Genomic DNA, 16,293 nt, shown 5'->3' with positions numbered 1-16,293 from the left:
TATGTCTACCAATACTGACTTTACCTTGGCGATAGAGGATCTCACTGTATCTTTCGACGGCTTCAAAGCTGTCGACAACCTAAATTTTTACTTAGATCGAAATGAGCTTCACGTGGTTATAGGGCCAAATGGCGCGGGAAAAACCACTGTGCTCGATTTGATTTGCGGTAAAACAAAATCGACCTCTGGCAGTATAAAATTTCTGAATAAGGAATTAACAAACCTCTCCGAGCACGAAATTGTACTGGCGGGGGTGGGGCGTAAATTTCAAACGCCGTCTATTTATGAAAACTTGAGCGTGATGGAAAATTTGGAAATTTCCTATCCTAAAGGACGCGGTGTATTTGGCTCGCTGATGTTTAAACACGATGCGGTGGTGCGAGATAAGATTCTGGAAGTCGCCACGCAGATTATGCTGGAAAAGGCGTTGCACACCGAAGCTGGCTTGCTGAGTCATGGTCAAAAACAGTGGCTAGAAATTGGCATGCTGCTGATTCAGGATCCGCAACTGCTTATGTTGGATGAACCTGTCGCAGGTATGAGCGTCAAGGAGCGTGAACAAACTGCAGAGCTGCTCAATAAAATCAGTGAGGGTCGGTCGGTGCTGGTCATCGAACACGATATGGAATTTGTCGCGCGTATTGCTCACAAAGTCACGGTTTTACATCAGGGTAAGATTCTGGCATCTGGCGATATGAAAGATGTGCAGAAAGATCCCAAAGTGATTGAAGTCTATCTCGGTCACTAAGCACATCGTTCAATCTTCTTCGAGTGCACAATCGGCCCATGTGAGGTGAAAAATTATGTTAGAAGTATCTAATTTGAAAGTGTGTTACGGACAAAGTGAAGTTATCCATGGGCTTGATTTTGTGGTGCCAAAAAATGAGACGCTGGCGATTATGGGGCGCAACGGCATGGGCAAAACCACCTTGTTCAAATCCTTGATAGGCGTGTTGCCCAGCTCTGATGGTCGGATTTTGATAGACGGTATTGATGTTAGTAAGAAAGAGAGTTTTCAGCGAGTTGAAAATGGTATTGCCTACGTGCCCCAGGGGCGAATGATTTTCCCCTCGTTAACCGTACAAGAGAATATTGAAACGGGGATGGAGGTCTCTAAGCTCAAAAAAATTCCCGATGATATCTATGCACTATTTCCTGTGCTAGCCGACATGCGCAAGCGTAAGGGTGGCAATCTTTCGGGTGGTCAGCAGCAGCAGTTGGCCATCGCGCGGGCGCTAGTAACAAATCCCAAGGTGCTGTTGCTAGATGAACCAACGGAAGGCATACAGCCTTCTATTATTAAAGACATTGCTAATGTGCTTAATGAAATTAAAAAATTGCGCGACATCACCATTATTGTTTCTGAGCAAGTACTGAGTTTTACCATGGCGATTGCCGACCGAATTATCGTGATCGACAAGGGCAGTTTCATTCATGAAGACCTTCGCGAAGACGTCGATACCGACAAGATAAAAGCCTATTTGTCGGTGTGATCGTAATGAATTTCAGTGTGTACGTTGAACAACGAATGAGTAAAGACGGAGAGTAAAATGAGACACGGTGATATTTCTAGCAGCCCAGACACCGTTGGCGTGGCGGTCGTTAACTACAAAATGCCGCGCCTACACACCCGCGAGCAGGTGTTGGACAACGCCCGCAATATTGCGGAGATGATCAAGGGCATGAAGATCGGCCTGCCCGGTATGGATTTGGTGGTATTCCCTGAGTACAGCACCATGGGCATTATGTACGATAATGAAGAGATGATGGCAACCGCGGCCACTATTCCCGGTGACGAAACGGCTATTTTTAGTGCTGCGTGTCGGGAAGCCAAGACCTGGGGGATTTTCTCGCTTACCGGCGAGCGTCACGAAGAGCATCCCCATAAAGCGCCCTATAACACCTTGGTCTTAATCAATGATCAAGGTGAGATTGTTCAAAAATACCGTAAGTGTATTCCTTGGTGTCCAATCGAGGGTTGGTATCCCGGTGACAAAACCTATGTCAGCGAGGGCCCCAAGGGTATGAAGATAAGTTTGATTATTTGCGACGATGGTAACTACCCAGAGATCTGGCGAGATTGCGCTATGAAAGGCGCCGAGCTGATTGTGCGCTGTCAGGGTTATATGTACCCGGCTAAGGAACAGCAGGTCATGATGGCAAAGAGTATGGCGTGGGCGAATAACTGCTATGTTGCGGTTGCCAACGCCAGCGGTTTTGACGGCGTTTATTCTTATTTTGGTCATTCCGCCATTATCGGCTTCGATGGCCGTACGCTAGGTGAGTGTGGCGAGGAAGATATGGGCGTGCAATACGCTCAGCTGTCGGTGAGTCAAATTCGCGATGCCCGAGCCAATGACCAATCTCAGAATCATTTATTCAAATTACTGCATCGGGGTTACACCGGGGTCTACAACTCAGGTGACGGTGACAAGGGCGTTGCAGACTGCCCCTTCGACTTTTACCGAACCTGGGTCCTAGATGCTGAAAAGGCCCAAGCCGATGTTGAACGCATGACCAGGCCAACGATTGGCGTGGCAGATTGCCCTGTAGGTGAGCTACCTTTTTATGGCAAGGAAACGCAGGCGGGAAAATAACGCTATGCAGTGTGTGGTCGCGCCGCAGTAATGCTAAGTGCGCTTGTAGACGTGGGGGCTTATCATGCCGTTTATTAACGACCAATTGGCAGAAAACCAAGTGCGCTTGGCCAGTCAAACTGATACTTGCTTGTTTTCAGCCGCGTGTATGCCGGATAAAACGGTTGCTGCTAGGCGCCAATCCCGCTTTCGCTTTGAGCCTAGCGCGGTAATGAGCTTGCTGCGTAGCCGTATTATTGCTCAAGACGCCGCTTTGGCGGCAATAGAAGATATGCTCAATGTGGTAAAAGCTGATATTGGCAGTAAGCAGCGGCCTTTGTGTGTGATGTTGTTGTTGGGGCCTACTGGGGTTGGTAAGACCCAGACCGCTCGCCTTATTGCTGAGGCGATTTGCGGTAGCGTTGAGGCATTAGTTCGCATCGACATGAATACCTTGGCGCAAGACCATTATGCCGCTGCGCTCACTGGTGCGCCGCCGGGCTATGTGGGTAGCAAAGAAGGGCATAGTCTCTTTCCTACTGAGGCGATTGCAGGTAGCTATAGCGTGCCTTCCGTCATCTTGTTTGATGAAATTGAAAAAGCCAGCGACGAGGTAATCCGCTCTCTACTCAATGTACTGGACAGCGGCAAACTTAAGCTCTCGTCTGGACTAAAAGAGTTAGATTTTTGTAATAGTTTGATTTTTATGAGCAGCAATATTGCCGCCTCAGAACTTGAGCGCCATCGGAATAAAAAATACGTATTTACTGGGCGAAGAATCAGTGAAAAGAAACTAATTGATCGTGCGCTTGGGAAGAAGTTTGATCCCGAATTCATTAATAGGATCGACGCAAGCCTTGTTTTTAAACATTTGCGGCGCAGTGACCTTGGCGCTCTCTTCGATCTTGAGCTAGGTAATCTCCGACGGCGTTTAGGCAAGCAGGGTGTCGAGCTTGACTTAGATCAAGCCTGTTTTGATTATCTTCTGAAACACTACGACCCCCGCTATGGCGCGCGAGATATTGCTCGCCGTTTGCGTGCACACTTGGAGCCCGTTGTGGCCAGAGCGATACTTTCAGCGCCTGCGAGTGACCGCTTTATTGGTTTTGTTCAGAATAATGCCTTGGTAGTAGAGGGTGAGTAGCGCGTAGTGATGATCTTTAGGCGCCCCTCGATATTATAAAGCCCAAGCCCAAGCCCAAGAGCTCGTCACTGCATATCGAATTTATGTTTGTTCGATAAATGTACTAAGCCGCCAATCACTCGGCGGTCTCATCTCGCTAGTTTCTTGTCTTAAGATAATTCAATTTAGATAGTCTGCTGAAACTGCCGCTGTGGTTTGTTCACGTTTCGAGGCTAGGCAGCGATATTTTTCAGCCTGTTTAGCTCTCAGTTTCTCGTACTCTGCGTCATTTGACGTAGTCTTCAGGGCATATTGACTAATACCGGATTCAGCAGCGATTGGGGATAGTGAGGTCATGGCGATGGCTGCTTATGACTATCTTGCATTGGCTAAGTTTAGGTTAATAAGTCAGTACAGTTATCGCTCAGAATTTTCTAAGACTGATCCGGAGAAAAACGATGGCTGAAACAATCATCAAGGTTGACCTTAGCAAGTCGGCTTATGAGAACGATATGATCCACAACCGCTGGCATCCTGATATTCCGATGGTGTCGATGGTCAAGCCCGGCGACGATTTTAAAATCGAATGTGTGGACTGGACCGGCGGTCAGATTAGCAATAACGATTCCGCTGACGATGTCCGCGATGTTGACCTGAGTAAGGTCCATTTTCTCTCTGGCCCTGTCGGCGTCGAGGGTGCCGAACCGGGTGATTTACTGGTGGTCGATATTCTAGATATCGGTACCTTTGATGACAGTCAGTGGGGTTTTAACGGCTTCTTCTCTAAACAGAACGGGGGTGGTTTTTTAACCGAACATTTTCCCGAAGCCCAGAAATCGATTTGGGATTTTAATGGCATGTTCACCAAATCTCGGCATGTGCCTAGAGTGGAATTTGCCGGTTTGATTCATCCCGGTTTGATTGGCTGCCTGCCATCACGGGAAATGTTGAACGAGTGGAATACCCGTGAACAAGCGCTGGTCGACACGGACCCGCACCGCGTTCCGGAATTAGCGGCCTTGCCCTATGCGGAAACTGCCCATATGGGGCGCATGACCGGTGAGGCGGCCAAGGCTGCTGCCGCTGAAGGCGCCCGCACGGTGCCACCCCGCGAGCACGGTGGCAACTGCGACATTAAAGATTTGTCTCGTGGTGCAAAGGTGTATTTCCCCGTCTATGTAAAAGACGCTGGCCTGAGTGTAGGAGATTTGCACTTCAGCCAGGGCGACGGAGAAATCACCTTTTGCGGCGCCATTGAAATGGCCGGTTGGATCCATTTACGGGTTAATTTAATTAAAGGCGGTATTGAAAAGTACGGCATTAAGAATCCTATTTTCAAACCTAGCCCGATTACCCCTAAGTACGATGATTATCTGATTTTTGAAGGTATCTCGGTAGATGAAGGCGGTAAACAGCATTACCTCGATGTGCATATTGCTTATCGGCAGGCGTGCTTGAATGCCATTGAGTATCTCACCAAGTTTGGATACACCCGTGCGCAGGCGTACACCATACTTGGGGTGGCACCGGTGCAGGGGCATATCAGTGGGGTGGTGGATATTCCAAACGCCTGCGCCACACTGTGGCTGCCCACTGATATCTTTGATTTTGATCTGCAACCCAATGCCAATGGGCCCAAAATAGAGGTCGATGGCAGTAGTTCAGATGTGCCTTTATCTCCGGATTTGTGACATCTGAATAGTGAGTCACTGTGCGCCGGCGTATTGGGGAATGGGCTGGCGCGCTAAACGACGAGGCGAGAGGAGACTAAGCAATGCCAGTATACGATTATAAATGTCAGGATCACGGCCTGTTCCACGATTTAGCCAGTATGGCCGAGTCGGCTCTGCCCTGTGCCTGCCCGCAATGCGGCGAGCTTAGTGCGCGGGTGATTATGATTCCGCCTGAGGTGTTGGCCATGGCACCAGCGAAACGGCAGGCCATGGCGCGCAATGAAAAGGCGCTACATCAACCGATAATATCAACACCAGATTCGCGCGAGGATGCGAGTCAGCGTCGCGCCCACTCAGCAGCCAAAAAGGGTTGTGACTGTGGGCCTAAGGTATTTAATCCTGATCGTAGTAGCTTGCGGCAGCAGGCAATTTTCTTGCCTGATGGCAGCAAGGTTTTTCCCTCCCAGAGACCCTGGATGATTAGTCACTGAGGTGACTTTGAAATTCTCTTTGGGAAGGGATATTGAAGGGGTGGCGCTAGAGTGCAGCCCCTTCCTTTTTTGATTAAGCGCTGATCCTTGTATTCGGCGTCTGCTTCAGTGCACAATGTTTCTCGGTGTATTGCTAACAACGGTGAAATTCTTTTACACCCAGAATAGTTTTTCCGCGAAAAGTGACTGTCACTCAGCGCAGCTTACAGAATGCATTATTTACTGTGCTGAGCTTTGTGTGTCGCTGGGCTGGCGGGTGTTAACTATTGTGCTAATAGACCCGTCGGGTATTGTGGCGGTTGTGTTAATGGGCTATTTCTTTGGCAGGTTCTTTGCGGCGTATTCGTTTGCCTATCGCCCGCACTTTCATACGACAATACCCAGCGTTACCTAAACACCAACAGTCTTATTATGCCAATCTGGATGCGACCCGTGGAGCGGTTTTGGCGGGGTCAGAATTTACACTTTATTCATCACCTCGTTCCTCGCGTACCGTTTTATCGCTACCATGCGCTGCATCGGCAAATTGGGCCAATACTGCGCGCACATGGCAGGCCTGTTCTTGGTGTTTGGAGTGGGACGCCGGTGAAGGTGTGAGTGGCGCTATTTTTTTGAGGGGCTTACTTGTATTTTTATTCAATACCCTCATTGATTACATATCAGTATTTTTGGATCTAAATACCAGGGAATTCATTTTGACTTCAATAACAACGATAGCCAGTCAACTCGATGTAAATAACAAAGCGAGTATAAAAAATCGTCTTTTTAAGTCGGCTATGAGCGAGCAGTTGGCAGATCGCGATAACGCGCCCACCGATGAGTTAGTACACCTTTACCGTGCGTGGGCAAAGGGCGGCACGGGTTTGCTGGTTACCGGCAACGTAATGGTAGACCGCAGCGCCTTGGGTGAACCGCGAAATGTGGTACTGGACGAGAAATCGGATATTGCTAAATTTAAGGCCTGGGCTGATGCCAGTACAGAAAATGGCGCGCAGGTCTGGATGCAGCTGAACCATCCGGGTAAGCAAATACCGAGTTTTTTGAGTAAAGAACCGCTTGCACCGTCAGCAGTGCCACTTGGCAATGGTCTAGAAAGTGGCTTTAAATGCCCGCGGGCCTTAACCGAGGCCGAGATTTTGGCCATCATTGAACGTTTTGCTTGGGTAAGCGCCAAGGCGAAGGAATGTGGCTTTAATGGCGTGCAAATCCATAGCGCGCACGGTTACTTGGTCAATCAGTTTTTGTCGCCGCATCATAATCGCCGCGACGATCAGTGGGGCGGTAGTCTTGAGAACCGCATGCGCTTTTTAATGGAAATTTATCGCGCGATACGCGCCGCGGTAGGAGATAGTTTCCCTGTTGGTGTAAAGTTAAACTCTGCGGACTTCCAAAAAGGTGGTTTTGATGAGTCTGACTCGATTGAAGTTATCCAGGCCTTGCAGAACGAAGGCATTGATTTAATCGAGATCTCCGGCGGTAACTACGAAAACCCCAGTATGGTTGGCAGTGGCGCGAGCGAAAGCACACTCAAGCGCGAAGCCTATTTCTTAGACTATGCTGAGAAAGCACAAAAAATCATGAATGTGCCTCTGGTTGTTACCGGCGGCTTCCGCTCTGCCAGCGCTATGAATAGTGCAATCGCCTCTGGCGCGGCAGATATGATCGGTATCGCAAGGCCGCTGGCCTTAGATCCGGCTCTAGCAAATAAACTGATGGCGAGTGACAAACATTCAATTCAACTACCGGTGCTTAGTACGGGCATAAAAGCCTTAGACGCAATGACCATGCTGGACATTACTTGGTATGAGCACCAGCTTGAGCGTATTGGTAAAGGCAAGTCGCCAAAGCCGAATCTTTCGGAGTGGGTATCTGTGTTAAAGACCTTCACCGCCTTAGGCGCGCTGGCCTTTCAAAAACGGCGCGTGTAGCCGGCTACTATTCTTACGAGTTAATCGCCCAGGCGCGATTCGCTCGTGGGCGTAAGATTTTCTTCTTGGAAGAGTTGCCAGGCAGGCATTGACGTAAAATATGCGTTTAAACCCAGCCGTCGATTTTGCTACCTAGCGAGACGAGACGCCCACCTAGTTTCATGGTGTTGTCATCGGCTGTTCATTTGTATTTAGACACAAGTCGCAGTAGCGGGCTTTTGTTGCGGCTTGCGCAAATGGTGAATGGTTTTCAGTATTATGCAAGGAGCTTGAGCGCGAGCTGCGATGTTAGAAAGCAAACCATGAAAAAGATGCCCATTGCCGAAACGCCGGCAAAAATGATGGGCATCGGGTTTGATTCGGCTAAGTCCATGAGTCTTTTGCGGCCAGACTGATTTTGTAGCGCAAATAACAAAGAAATACCCTGCTTAAACGTTTCGAAGACGCTGAGGGGCTTTTGTTCAGTGACTGTGTTCATTTCTTTGTGTTCCATGATCGTCATTATTCCTTTGCTGCTGAAGCCGGACGTCAACTGTAGACTGTTTTTGGCTAGAAAACAGTGGCGGATTTAGTCAATTCTAATTGCACGGCTACACCCCTGTTTGTGTCATAGCGGTATCCTCGCCTTGCAAGAGCAGTGTAACACTCTTGCAAGGCCTGTGGGCCAGTGGGATATCAATCGGGCACCAAGGACAAGTCCTTCTGCAGCTTGTGCGAAGCACCGTAAAAACACAGTGCCGATAGCACCATGATTGGCGGCACAATGTAAAACAGTGCCATGCCGAGTGCCGATGCCCCTAAGGTCGGTGTGAGCGCGTCACTGAGAATACCGACACTCCACGGCCCCAAGCCTAGGCCGATAATATTAATGATAAAGAAAAGGACCGCAGAGGCCGTAGCGCGCATGCTCAAACCCACCAAACCGTGGGTCATGGCGATAACATTGCCGAGATAGCTGTTCATTACTATTCCGGGGATGATTAAGCACATTAAGGCGGTATATTTTTCATCAACCGTAAAGGCCGCCACGGTAAATGGCAGGCCGACAATCAGCGCGAGGGTGGGCATCCACATATACCAGCGCTTATCGCTTCGGCCGAGCTTGTCTGAGATGTACCCGCCGGCAATAACGCCCACTGCGCCGCCTAAGCCCAATATTACGGCTAGCCACGTGCCGAGTTCACCGGTGGTCATGCCATGGCTGCGGATCATGAAGGAGGCAGTCCAGTTGGCGGTTGCGTAGCCGGCAAAGGCGTTGAGCGCGGCGCCCATGGACAGAAAACGAAATGAGGGCCGGTTCCAGAGTACCGATAACACCTCGATAAGCGACGGTTGGGTGGCGCTGGCGACGCGCGCCTCAGATTGGCCACGCTTGGGCTCAGACAGCGTAAACCTGACGACAATAGCCAGCAATATGCCGGGCATCCCCACCACCACAAATGCGACTCGCCAGCCAAAAAACTCGTTGAGCCAACCGCCGAGTAAAAAGCCAAAGAGAATGCCAATATTCACGCCCGAGGAGTAAAGCCCCATTGCCGTTGCGCGTTTCTGTGGCGGAAAAATATCGGAAATCATGGAGTGCGAAGGGGGGCTGCCGCCGGCTTCGCCAACGCCAACGCCAATACGGGCAAGCAGGAGCTGCACAAAATTTTGAGCTAAGCCGCTGATACTGGTCATAAAGCTCCAGATGAATACCGCCAAGGCGACGATATTACGGCGGTTGGCGCGATCGGCCCAGCGTGCAATGGGAATGCCCGCAGTGACATAAAAGGCGGCAAAGGCGAAGCCTGTTAGCAATCCCAAATGAGAGTCTTTTAAGCCTAAATCGGCTTTTATAGATTCTTGTAAAATGGCGAGTAATTGCCGGTCGATAAAGTTAAAACTATAAACAATGGTTAATACACCTAGTGCGTAATAGGCGGCGCCGGTTGGCGTTGAATCTGGCGACTTGGCGTTGTGTTCAGTACTCATATCAGTCGGTACTCGCTATTTATTGTTATATGCGTTTTTTTTTGCCGAAGGCTTGGCCGCGGCCTTAAATCCAGCGCTGTTAATGCTGGCCTAGAATATCGTTGTTGGCTGGCTTGTTAGCCACTAGTTTTAGTGGTGGGGCGTCGCGGCAATAATAGTATTGACGGCACGCCACGGAATTTATTGCTGAAAATAGCGACCGCTAGGTTTGCTATTGAAGCCAAGCTAGCGATCTTCTGTGGCCATTGGTTTTAATTATGGCCACGTAGGTAGTCCCTTGCCTATTTTACTTTGATGGGTTGATGAGGAATTTTCTGCCGGTGGCCTGCTGGCTGTAGGCCGCAACAATATCTTTGTCTAGGGCTTCGGTCAGTGAAATCTCGTCGCTGTAATGGCTGGCAAACGTCGTCCGCAGTTCATTGGCAACACGCTGGCGCAACTCCATCATTTTTTCCATGCCAGCCTTTTGCGTAAAGGGGGTAAGGAGCCAGGCGTTAATGCCCCAGCTAAAACCAAAGTTACGGTTAATAATGGTTGGTGATAAATCGAGGCCACCGTAGATATAGAGTTGCTTAAAGGTGGTGGAGCCATAGGGACCGGGCAGTTCTTCGGTGCCTTTTAGCGCAGCGCGCTCCATACAGCTGAGAATGCGACTACCGAGGTCGCCGCCGCCTGTGGCATCAAAAGCAATGTAGGCACCGGTTTCTTCAATAGCGGCGGTGAGGTCGTTCATGAAATTCTCATCGCTGGAATTACAGATATATTTCGCACCCATGGCTTTGAGAATGTCGACCTGCTCTTGCTTGCGCACAATATTGATTAAGTCGATGCCATCGCTTTGGCAAATTCGATTGAGCATCTGGCCCAAATTCGACGCGGCGGCGGTATGGATAATCGCTTTAAAGCCTTCTGTGCGCATGGTTTCGACAAAGCCTAGGGCCGTGAGCGGGTTTACAAAGCACGACGCGGCCTCCCTAGCCGTGGTGCCTTCGTTCTGCGGCATGCACTGCATTACATTGACCTTGCGATACTGGCAGTAAAGCGCGCCATCCATAACGGCAACAGTTTTGCCCCGCAGTGCTTGTGCTGCGGCGCCGCTACCGGCTTTAACGACCGTGCCAGCACCCTCGTTGCCCATTGCCAGAGGTTTGCCAATACGGGGCTTAACGCGACTTTCCATTCCGCTGCGCAATTTGGCGGTGTAGCGTGTGTCTGCGCCGCTGCCACTGGTTTCACCAGTAGCGACGTCTGCCGGCATTATTAGAATTGCTTGGTCAGAGGGGTTGATTGGCGTCGCTTCAATGCGCACGACCACTTCATTTTCGCCGGGCTCGGGTACTGGCGCTGATTTTAGAAAAAGTTGTAGCTGACCATCTTCAGTGACCAGTGACCGCAGTTGCAGGCCTGAGCTAGGTGTTTCGTTGTTCATCTCTTTCTTCTCCCCGAAATTTGGATTTTTGTAATCGTATGTATCAGCGTAACTCTAGCGTTACAGAAATAACAAATGTTATTGAATTGGCGTTCGAAAGGCCCCGCTTCATTTGTCTGGGTTGGCGCGGTGAGCTGCTAAGAAGAATAGCTGATTTGTGGGTAAACGCAGGGAATAGTGCTAGATGCCCGCGCCATGCCGCTACCCCCGTAAAATAGTTACGCATCTTGCTAAGTCGCTGCTGCGGGGGTGGGGCTAAAATTAGCGGGCGGGGCCGCGGATGACCTCGGCAAAACCGGGTGCGTCTGGACGTTTGCGAGCACTTACTTGGCGGGGATCAATTGGCTCACCGCAGTCCGGGCAGCAAAGAATCGGCTGAATGTCGTGACCACAAGATTGATGCTGGCGCAGAATCGGTGGCCCAGCGGCATCGGAATAGTATTTGTCGCCCCAGTTAAGCAGGGTCGAAATTACCGGATACAGGTCGCGACCCTTTTCAGTTAGGCGGTATTCATAACGCGCTGGATTGCTTTGGTAAGCGCGGCGCTCCAATACATTGTGCGCCTCTAGTTTTTTTAAGCGCTGGGTCAATGTTGTGCGTGACACCTGTAGGCGTGTCTGCAGATCTTCAAAGCGCCGTACTCCCAGAAAGCAGTCACTAAGAATCACAAGCGTCCAGCGATCGCCAAGAACGACCGAACTGCGAGCAACTGAACATTGCTGTGCGCCGAGCTCTTCCCATTGCATTTAATTTGCCTCTAATAATCGCGCAGATTTCTGAGTAGTTCGCCACAAAGTATATACAAAGTCCATTTTTTGTACTAACTTTAATCAATAAGTCCAGTTTTTGGACTGACCAATAAAGTCACAAGAATATTTGCTTTTGGAGAGTGCCATGCCTGCCCCCGTCCCCTTTGACCCAAGTGCGATAGCCAATGCCAAGCATAAGCTGCGTCCCGCTAAGGACGGTGTCACCGTTAAGCGCACTATCTGCGCGACCTGCGACATCGCCTGTAGTGTGGTGACAGAAAGTAAGCAGGGCAGAGTCGTTAAAGTGCGCTCTTCAGATAACCCCATCTTTCGCGACAATATTTGCATGAAAGGGATTATTGCGCCCAAAGCTTTTGCCCACCCAGACCGCATTTTGCACCCCATGAAGCGGGTCGGTGAACGTGGTTCCGGCAAGTGGGAGCGGGTCAGCTGGGACGAGGCGATGAGGGATATTGGCCAGCGACTGAAAAAAGTGATTGATGAACACGGCCCCGAGGCGTGGGCGGTATCCACCAGTCAGTGGAATACCGCCACAGACCACGGTCTTGGCCGTCGAATCATGAACCATATTGGCTCGCCAAACTGGATCAGTGGTGTTGCCCTGTGTGCAGGTAATACTGCTGCTATTAACCGGCTGACCTATGGCTGGTTCCCGATGGGGGACTTTAATAACACCAATTGCATCGTGCTCATGGGGCACAATCCCCGGCGTCACAGCTGGACACCGCTTTATAACTATATTCGCTCGGCACAGCAGCGCGGCGCCAAGCTAATTGTGTGTGATCCCCGCAAGAGCTCGAGCGCAGAGCGCGCGGATATTTGGTTGCCCTTAAAAGCGGGCAGCGACGCCGCCATGATGTTTGGCTGGTTAAAAGTCATTTTTGATGAAGGTCTGTACGACAAAGACTTTGTGGCCAACTGGACAGTGGGCTTTGAAGAATTGCGTAAGCGCGTAGACGAGTTTCCCTTAGATCGCGTCGCCAAGCTTACGGGTTGTGAGCCAGAGATGATCGCTAAGGCGGCGCGCATGTATGCGAACTCCGGCCCGTCGATTATTCCCTGGACGCCAATCACCGACATGCAGCGCAATAGTACCTCGGCGATTCGTCTGCAAGGTATTTTGCGCGCCGTGTGTGGCTACATCGATGTTGCCGGTGGTGAAACCCTGCAGGGTTTTCATCCCGACGTGGTGCCGGAATCGACCATTGAAATGCACGAAGTTTTGTCTGAGGCACAAAAGGCCAAACAGCTCGGCTCAGATACCCACCCCGCATTTACCTACCGTGGGCAAGAGGCGCTGCGCGAACCGCTTAAGCGCGTGTGGGGGCACGAATACCCCAATCAAATTACCGGCTGTTATATGGCTAATCCGTCGGCCACCTTCCGGGCCATGGCGGGTGAGGGCAGTTATCCAGTAAAGGCCTTTTTTACCTTGGGCAATAACACCGTAATGAGCTACGCCAATATGCCGCTCATTATCAAAGCCATGATGAATCAGGATCTCATTGTTGCCCACGAGCACCATATGACCCCAACCGCGCAGCTAGCTGATTACGTGCTACCCGGTGACAGTTGGTTGGAGCGGCCCTGGTTGACCGATGCCTTTGGCTGGATGTCGGCCTACCGTCCGTCGGAGCAGTCGATGGAGCCCCCTGGCGAGGCGCTGAGTACCTGGGAGTTTTGGAAACGCATCGCCAATGCCTTAGACCGCCCTGAGTTGGTGTCGTGGGCGTCGCTAACCGATTTCTATGACGATCGCTTGAAAGCAACCGGCATGAGTTTTAAAGAGTTGTCGGAAACCACCGAAATTTATTTCGATATGCCGGAGTTTCGCAAGTACTTAAAAACCGGCTTTGCCACGCCGAGCGGCAAGGTGGAATTAAAGTCCTCTATTCTCGAAGACCTTGGCTTTGATCCGCTTCCTTACTTTCGTGAAGATCCGCCAGTCGACCCCAATTACCCCCTACAAATGTTTACCGGCGTACGTGAAGACGGCTATTTTCAAACTGCCCAACGGCAGGTACCAGAAATGCGCCAGCGCGCTCCCGAGCCCATGATCTTTGTGAGCCCAGATACCGCAAAGGACTATCAGCTCCAAGAAAACGAGTGGGTCATTATCGAAAACCAAACAGGAAAAATTTCAGCGCAAGTCGCCATTAAAGAAGCCATGCCCAACGGCCTAGTGCGCGTACCCCACGGCTGGTGGAAGCCAGAGATGCAATCGGGCGCGGGTCATTTGTCGGGTGCGCTGCAATACAGCGACGCGCAATTGTGTCGCGATGACGAAGATTATCTAGACCGCGAGCAGGGCATCCCCCATCTAAAAGGTGTGCCCTGCCGTATTGTTAAAGACCCTACTGGGGGCGCCGCCAACCCAGCTCCGACAGAGGCCACATTATGAGCAAACTCAGTAGGGCTGAGAGAAAGCGGGAGCGTGCAGCTAAGCTCCTTATCTGGCTGGCAGACCGCGCCTCGCGCAATAGATCATTATTAGATCGCCTCTGCCGCTTTATCGTAGACCGCGTGTCTCGGCGTGCGCCCCACGAAGACTTTATGCGTGACCAAATTGTCGACGGCAATGAGGGCTTTGATCCAGACGAGCTTGATCGCTACCAGCGGGGTGAGAGTGGTCATTAGGTTTGGAGCGCGGCGGAAAAATAGCGAAATTGGTTCAGGTGTTATGAGTCGATCTCATATTCCTTCACATCAAAAGCGTCTATTAGAGAAAATGAATCATTGTCTGGGCCCGAATTTCTGAATTCATCCAATGGGCCGCGTGCAATCCATTTCTCGAAAATATTTACCCTGTTCTCATCGAGAGGATCTGGCGATACGGAAAAATCTTCGCATGCATCGAGCATTCTCGCCTGCGATACAGAATCAAGCGACTTTTTGATAAATTCTTCTCGCGTGCCACGCTTTAGCTTTAATTTTCCTGCAACGATTATTGCCATGTAATTACTCTTCTGGATGCATAACGCCCCAGCGGCATGCTTTTTATGCGGCGAACAACATGCGTTTGTTAAGTGCACATTTGCTTCGGCAGTAAGTTTGATTTTTGATATAGCGGATGTGCAGGCTCGCCCGACTTATTCATTTTTAGGCAGTGTAAATTTGGCAGCAGTTGTTTTACCTGATGTGAGCGCCCGATGTGACAGCCAGTATTACCCCATGCCGCAACAACAAGCCCTGCTTTACCTGATAGTTTGATAAGCCACTTGTCATTCTCATGACCTACGGGGTCACATGCAGTGAGCATATCTTCGGGTGCCGTCGCACGAAACGCAAACAGGTTTGCCATGCACACACCACCAAACCCCCATGATTTTGCATAGTTAATACAGCGCGTAAGAGTTGGGTCATCTTCTGTTTCGTTGGCGGTAGATGGGTTCAGGCCAATAAACATTACGTGGGGCTTTGAATCATCCCAGATACGCCATAAAGCAAATCGGTACTTCCGGCACTCGGATAATTTTGCATCTTTCTTCAAAAGTTTCTCCGAAATTTCCATGTGAATTGAACGCCCAAATAACAGGCTAAGTAATAGTTGGCTACAATTGTGTGGCGATGCGAAACGTGGCCAACTGTCTCGTCCGAAAGCCAACATTTGTTAGAAATTTTTATCTGGAAGCTCTTCAATGCCTGTGTATGCGATGGCTAGATGATCTGATTCATGACGATCAAAGAGCTCACCTAGATATACCATAAGGGTGCGGAACTTATTCTTTGATTCTAGCAACCAAACCTTATTTATTGTGCTGTACCAGTCAGGTTGAAAAATTGTGGGATTTCGGAGTACTTCAACGGCCTCCTCCTCGGAGTTAAGTACTGGGCCATATACAATCTCTGGCTTTCCGTGCGCCAGCCTATCCCGGAGCTTAAATATTTGGCTTGCGAATTGGAGTGGAGGACTACCCCAATCTGGCGACTTACTTACGGTTTTATGCAGAATAGTAATCTTTTTCTTCCAAGGAAGCCGTTCAAGTTCATCCCATATATCTAAATGTTGTGCTCCCAGTGAATTAATATAAGATTCCATAGAGAACGCTAAAAAAACAACCACAGGAGTTAGTGCGGCAGCGTTATCAGACCTTTTTTCGAGGTCATTGAACAGACCCATTAGAGTCGCAACGTTAATGCTCTGCGCTGTTATTTCTTGATAAGGACGGTACTTTGTCATGCGTATGCCCAGCACGGCAAGTTGGGGCGAGCTGTCAAGCGTGTCCCCAACCTTGATTTGTGTACGCCCAGCATGGGCATGAACTAATGAGGTGAAAGTCCTCTGTAGGAAGGTCACCATCCTTAGCGATTTATGATCGTTATTAGATGTT

At 50.1% G+C, this 16,293-nt stretch carries 17 protein-coding genes; 10 read left to right on the top strand and 7 right to left on the bottom strand.

What is annotated here, in order from left to right:
- Nucleotide 1: 1 nt before the first annotated feature.
- The 8 genes from urtD (at nucleotide 2) to HNQ57_RS14885 (ending at nucleotide 7,791) form a co-directional block, all read left to right on the top strand.
- Nucleotides 2-748 (top strand): urea ABC transporter ATP-binding protein UrtD, encoded by a 747-nt coding sequence (gene urtD / locus HNQ57_RS14920; RefSeq protein ID WP_184464476.1) that lies wholly within the window; start codon nucleotides 2-4, stop codon nucleotides 746-748.
- A 55-nt stretch (nucleotides 749-803) separates the two neighbouring features.
- Nucleotides 804-1,493 carry an urea ABC transporter ATP-binding subunit UrtE gene (urtE, locus tag HNQ57_RS14915; RefSeq protein WP_184464337.1) on the top strand — a complete coding sequence of 230 codons (690 nt, stop codon included), beginning with the start codon at nucleotides 804-806 and terminating at the stop codon, nucleotides 1,491-1,493.
- A 57-nt stretch (nucleotides 1,494-1,550) separates the two neighbouring features.
- Entirely contained in the window at nucleotides 1,551-2,597 is a 1,047-nt protein-coding gene (locus HNQ57_RS14910; RefSeq protein WP_184464335.1) for an aliphatic amidase, read from the top strand.
- Between the two features lie 64 nt (nucleotides 2,598-2,661).
- The gene (locus tag HNQ57_RS14905; RefSeq protein ID WP_184464332.1) at nucleotides 2,662-3,720 is read left to right on the top strand and encodes an AAA family ATPase; all 1,059 of its coding nucleotides are present in this window, start codon (nucleotides 2,662-2,664) and stop codon (nucleotides 3,718-3,720) included.
- Nucleotides 3,721-4,157: 437 nt separating this feature from the next.
- Entirely contained in the window at nucleotides 4,158-5,390 is a 1,233-nt protein-coding gene (gene fmdA / locus HNQ57_RS14900; protein ID WP_184464330.1) for a formamidase, read from the top strand.
- An 83-nt stretch (nucleotides 5,391-5,473) separates the two neighbouring features.
- The gene (locus HNQ57_RS14895; protein ID WP_184464328.1) at nucleotides 5,474-5,863 is read left to right on the top strand and encodes an FmdB family zinc ribbon protein; all 390 of its coding nucleotides are present in this window, start codon (nucleotides 5,474-5,476) and stop codon (nucleotides 5,861-5,863) included.
- A 234-nt stretch (nucleotides 5,864-6,097) separates the two neighbouring features.
- Nucleotides 6,098-6,460, top strand: coding sequence for a fatty acid desaturase (locus HNQ57_RS18250; protein WP_420825310.1), 363 nt, complete (start codon nucleotides 6,098-6,100; stop codon nucleotides 6,458-6,460).
- Between the two features lie 98 nt (nucleotides 6,461-6,558).
- Nucleotides 6,559-7,791 carry an NADH:flavin oxidoreductase/NADH oxidase family protein gene (locus tag HNQ57_RS14885; RefSeq protein WP_226968208.1) on the top strand — a complete coding sequence of 411 codons (1,233 nt, stop codon included), beginning with the start codon at nucleotides 6,559-6,561 and terminating at the stop codon, nucleotides 7,789-7,791.
- A 256-nt stretch (nucleotides 7,792-8,047) separates the two neighbouring features.
- Here the strand turns inward: HNQ57_RS14885 and HNQ57_RS14880 are convergent, their stop codons facing one another.
- The 4 genes from HNQ57_RS14880 to HNQ57_RS14865 all read right to left on the bottom strand — a co-directional run bounded on the left by HNQ57_RS14880 (nucleotide 8,048) and on the right by HNQ57_RS14865 (nucleotide 11,938).
- Entirely contained in the window at nucleotides 8,048-8,284 is a 237-nt protein-coding gene (locus HNQ57_RS14880; RefSeq protein WP_184464326.1) for a hypothetical protein, read from the bottom strand.
- 182 nt (nucleotides 8,285-8,466) lie between these two features.
- Nucleotides 8,467-9,762 (bottom strand): spinster family MFS transporter, encoded by a 1,296-nt coding sequence (locus HNQ57_RS14875; protein ID WP_184464325.1) that lies wholly within the window; start codon nucleotides 9,760-9,762, stop codon nucleotides 8,467-8,469.
- A gap of 286 nt (nucleotides 9,763-10,048) precedes the next feature.
- Nucleotides 10,049-11,191 (bottom strand): zinc-binding dehydrogenase, encoded by a 1,143-nt coding sequence (locus HNQ57_RS14870; protein WP_184464324.1) that lies wholly within the window; start codon nucleotides 11,189-11,191, stop codon nucleotides 10,049-10,051.
- 261 nt (nucleotides 11,192-11,452) lie between these two features.
- Complete coding sequence (locus HNQ57_RS14865) at nucleotides 11,453-11,938, bottom strand: winged helix-turn-helix transcriptional regulator (protein ID WP_184464323.1); 486 nt, start codon at nucleotides 11,936-11,938, stop codon at nucleotides 11,453-11,455.
- 148 nt (nucleotides 11,939-12,086) lie between these two features.
- Here HNQ57_RS14865 and HNQ57_RS14860 point away from each other — a divergent pair, with 148 nt between their 5' ends.
- Nucleotides 12,087-14,363, top strand: a complete 2,277-nt coding sequence (locus HNQ57_RS14860) for a molybdopterin-containing oxidoreductase family protein (protein ID WP_184464321.1) — start codon at nucleotides 12,087-12,089, stop codon at nucleotides 14,361-14,363.
- Complete coding sequence (locus HNQ57_RS14855; RefSeq protein ID WP_184464319.1) at nucleotides 14,360-14,599, top strand: hypothetical protein; 240 nt, start codon at nucleotides 14,360-14,362, stop codon at nucleotides 14,597-14,599. Before HNQ57_RS14860 ends, HNQ57_RS14855 begins: the two co-directional genes overlap by 4 nt.
- Nucleotides 14,600-14,640: 41 nt before the next feature.
- Here HNQ57_RS14855 and HNQ57_RS14850 read toward each other — a convergent pair whose 3' ends face one another.
- The 3 genes from HNQ57_RS14850 to HNQ57_RS14840 all read right to left on the bottom strand — a co-directional run.
- On the bottom strand, nucleotides 14,641-14,916 hold the full coding sequence (locus HNQ57_RS14850) for a putative quinol monooxygenase (RefSeq protein WP_184464317.1): 276 nt from the start codon (nucleotides 14,914-14,916) through the stop codon (nucleotides 14,641-14,643).
- Nucleotides 14,917-14,984: 68 nt separating this feature from the next.
- Complete coding sequence (locus tag HNQ57_RS14845; protein ID WP_221301745.1) at nucleotides 14,985-15,473, bottom strand: DUF1643 domain-containing protein; 489 nt, start codon at nucleotides 15,471-15,473, stop codon at nucleotides 14,985-14,987.
- Nucleotides 15,474-15,572: 99 nt separating this feature from the next.
- Nucleotides 15,573-16,293: hypothetical protein (locus tag HNQ57_RS14840; protein WP_221301744.1), on the bottom strand; the 721-nt coding region annotated here is incomplete at its 5' end.

Origin of the sequence: Zhongshania antarctica, from assembly GCF_014202945.1 — a bacterium.
GTDB classification, from domain to species: domain Bacteria; phylum Pseudomonadota; class Gammaproteobacteria; order Pseudomonadales; family Spongiibacteraceae; genus Spongiibacter; species Spongiibacter antarcticus.
The sequence above is the reverse complement of the archived record's forward strand: the minus strand, read 5'-3'. Positions and strand labels throughout refer to the sequence as shown.